The 2,924-nt window shown below is 68.2% G+C and carries 4 protein-coding genes; 3 read left to right on the top strand and 1 reads right to left on the bottom strand.

Annotation, left to right across the window (positions count from 1 at the left end; translation table 11 throughout):
- Positions 1–80: 80 nt before the first annotated feature.
- Together G3O00_RS41690 and G3O00_RS41685 are read left to right on the top strand one after the other, a co-directional pair.
- Positions 81–986 (top strand): metal-dependent hydrolase, encoded by a 906-nt coding sequence (locus G3O00_RS41690; protein WP_174916582.1) that lies wholly within the window; start codon positions 81–83, stop codon positions 984–986.
- 4 nt (positions 987–990) lie between these two features.
- On the top strand, positions 991–1,914 hold the full coding sequence (locus tag G3O00_RS41685) for an alpha/beta fold hydrolase (protein WP_011354749.1): 924 nt from the start codon (positions 991–993) through the stop codon (positions 1,912–1,914).
- On the opposite strand, the gene G3O00_RS41680 is transcribed toward G3O00_RS41685, so the two are convergent.
- Positions 1,863–2,429 (bottom strand): putative glycolipid-binding domain-containing protein, encoded by a 567-nt coding sequence (locus tag G3O00_RS41680; protein ID WP_174929681.1) that lies wholly within the window; start codon positions 2,427–2,429, stop codon positions 1,863–1,865. The two genes, G3O00_RS41685 and G3O00_RS41680, sit on opposite strands and share 52 nt — an antisense overlap.
- Positions 2,430–2,684: 255 nt before the next feature.
- Between G3O00_RS41680 and G3O00_RS41675 the strand changes: the two genes are divergently transcribed.
- Positions 2,685–2,924 (top strand): urea transporter (locus G3O00_RS41675; RefSeq protein ID WP_206146491.1); only part of this gene is annotated, 240 nt, incomplete at its 3' end.

Here is a 2,924-nt window from a genome sequence, read left to right as displayed (position 1 = left end):
CGCGCCGCGCGCGGCGCGCAGGCGCCCGCGCCGCTGCACGCCACCTACAACAATGCAGGCAACCAGGGAGGAGAACAATCATGACGACCCCGAACATGATGCCCGTGCGGCGCGACATCCGTTTCGCGCTGCCCCCCGAACGCGCGCGCGACTGGCACGTGCAGGGCGTACCGGTCACGCACTTCATGAACGCGCTGTCGCTGCTGTTTCCGGCCGGCGAACGCTTCTTCATGGATTCGGTGCGCAACTATCGCGACCAGATCGAGGATCCCGAGCTGAAGAAGCAGGTGCTCGGCTTCATCGGACAGGAAGCGATGCACACGCGCGAGCACATCGAATACAACGACCTGCTGCAGTCGTCCGGCCTGCCCGCGCACAAGCTCGACAAGCGCCTGTGGACGATCCTCGGCTGGTTCAAGAAGGTGCTGCCGCATTCGATGCAGCTCGCGATCACGATTGCGCTCGAGCACTACACGGCGATCCTCGCGAACCAGCTGCTGTCGGGCCACGAGCACCGCATCGACGGCTCGGTCGAGGGCTACCAGCAGATGTGGATGTGGCATGCGATGGAGGAAACCGAGCACAAGGCGGTGTCCTACGACGTATGGACGACCGTGATGAAGCCGGGCCTCGGCAGCTACCTGCTGCGCACGGGCACGATGCTGACGACGACCGTGTTCTTCTGGACGATCGTGTTCGACTTCCACGTGCGCCTGATGCGCGCGCACCGTCGCGAGCACGGCAAGTTCGGCGGCATGTGGCGCCTCGTGAAGTACCTGTACAGCCCGAAGCACGGCGTGTTCCCGAGCATCGCGCGCGAATGGCTCGACTACTTCCGCCCGGGCTTCCACCCGTGGGACCACGACAACCACCAGTACCTGCAGGGGCTCGACACGCTGCTCGAGAACATCGACGCGACCAACGCGCGCTACGCCGCGCAAGCCGCCCCGCGCCGCGTGCCGCTGCACCCGGTTCCGCAGGCATGACGCCATGGCGCGCGCCCACGAGATGCTGACCGTCCAGTCCGGCGACGTGAAACTCGCCGTCTACGTAAGCGGGTCGCGTCGCGCCCCGCCGCTGATCCTCGTGCACGGCTACCCCGATTCGGCGGCCGTGTGGGCGCCGATCCGGGCGCGGCTCGCGAAGCGCTACCGCGTGATCGCGTACGACGTGCGCGGCGCCGGTGCCTCCGATGCGCCGCGCCGCCGCGCCGACTACACGCTCGAACGGCTCGCCGCCGACCTGAAGGCGGTGGCCGACGCAACCTGCGGCGGCCGGCCGTTCCACCTCGTCGGCCACGACTGGGGGTCGATCCAGTGCTGGGAGGCCGTGACCGACCCCGCGTTCCGCGGCCGGATCGCGTCGTACACGTCGATCTCGGGCCCGTGCCTCGATCACGTGTTCCGCGCGAAGATGCGGCTCAAGCAGAGCCTGAAGTCGTGGTATATCGCGTTCTTCCACCTGCCGCTCGTGCCGTCGCTGGTGTGGCGGCTCGGTGGTGCCGCATTGTGGCCGCGCTGGCTGCAGCTCACCGAGCGCGTGCGCGCCGAGCGCGATCCCGTGCAACTGAAGAACGCGCTGAACGGGCTGCAGCTGTACCGCGCGAACTTCATCGCACGGGCACGCAAGCCGCGCGAACGGTACGCGCAGGCGCCCGTGCAGATTCTGGTGCCGGTGCGCGACCGTTATGTGACGCCCGAGATGTCGGTCGACCTCGACCGCTGGCTCGGCGACCACGTGCGCGAGGAAATCGACGGCACGCACTGGATCGTGCTGCGCCACCCCGACATGATCGCGTCGCGGATCGACCGCTTCGCGTCCGCGCAGGAGCGGCCGGCAATCGCCCCGGCCGCGGCCCGGGTTCAGCGCACCGCGGGTGCCGGCGCCGGCAGGCGTCTGAACAGCGTCTCGTAATCGACGACGAGCCCGTCGTCGTCGATCTCCATCTCGGCCGTGAAGTCGCGGAAGATCCCTTCGTAGCGGTAGCGCCGGCCCGGCTCGATGCATGCGTAGGCCTGCTTGACCGGCGTGACCTTCAGGTCCGGCGTCGAGATGTACGCGACGTCGATCGGCCGCCGCTCGCCGTGCGCGAGCCCGAGGCGGCCGATCGGCAGCGAATTCGTGAACGGCGTCGCCGCGATGTCGATGTCGATGCAACCGTCGAGTTCCGGCAGTGCGCGGCCCGAGCCGTCGTGCCAGTGGCCGGCGCCGTCGCTGCGCAATTCGAGCGTGCCGCCGCCCATCACCTTGAGCACCGCATAGGTCACGCGCCAGTGCGCGTCGCATTCGACGCGATAAGCGAGCCCGTATGCACGGCCGTACCGCTGGCCGACCACCGCGCTTTCGACGACGATCCCGCCGCCGCTCCGGTCGAACGTCAGATGTTCGACCCCGTCGCCTTCGAGCGACGCCCAACGCACTTCGCGCATCTTTCCGCCTCCCGGTTTTCCCGATGCGAGGCATCGTGGCACAAATCCCCCGACGACTACGCCAGCCACCGCCCGAATTCACGAGCAGCCCGACCAACGCCCCTGAATAGCTAACGGAGCGGTGTTCAAGCACGCAGGACACGCCGCATTCCCCGATCTGGTGCGCTGCCCACAAATCCTGACTATCCAGAATTCCCTATTCCGGTGCATAGGATTGTGTCCTATGCTCGCGGCTCGTCCTGTTCCGCCGCCATCATGCCTACCGCCCGCCCCGTCTCGCCGTCGATCGACCTGCGTATCTTGCTGCGCGGCATCGGGCAAATCGTGCTGCAGGCGAATGCGCTCACCGGCGCGCTGCTGCTTGCCGCGCTGGCGCTGACCGACCTGCGGCTCGCGAGCGCGGCGCTGGTCGGCTCGGCCGCCGCCAGCATGACGGCCGTGCTGACGGGCGCCGAGCGCCGCGACGTCGAACAGGTGCTGCACGGCTTCAACGGC

This window comes from Burkholderia sp. Ac-20384 (genome assembly GCF_017104605.1).
Classification (GTDB): domain Bacteria; phylum Pseudomonadota; class Gammaproteobacteria; order Burkholderiales; family Burkholderiaceae; genus Burkholderia; species Burkholderia lata.
Note: the sequence above shows the minus strand (reverse complement) of the source record. Positions and strands in the feature narration are given on the sequence as shown.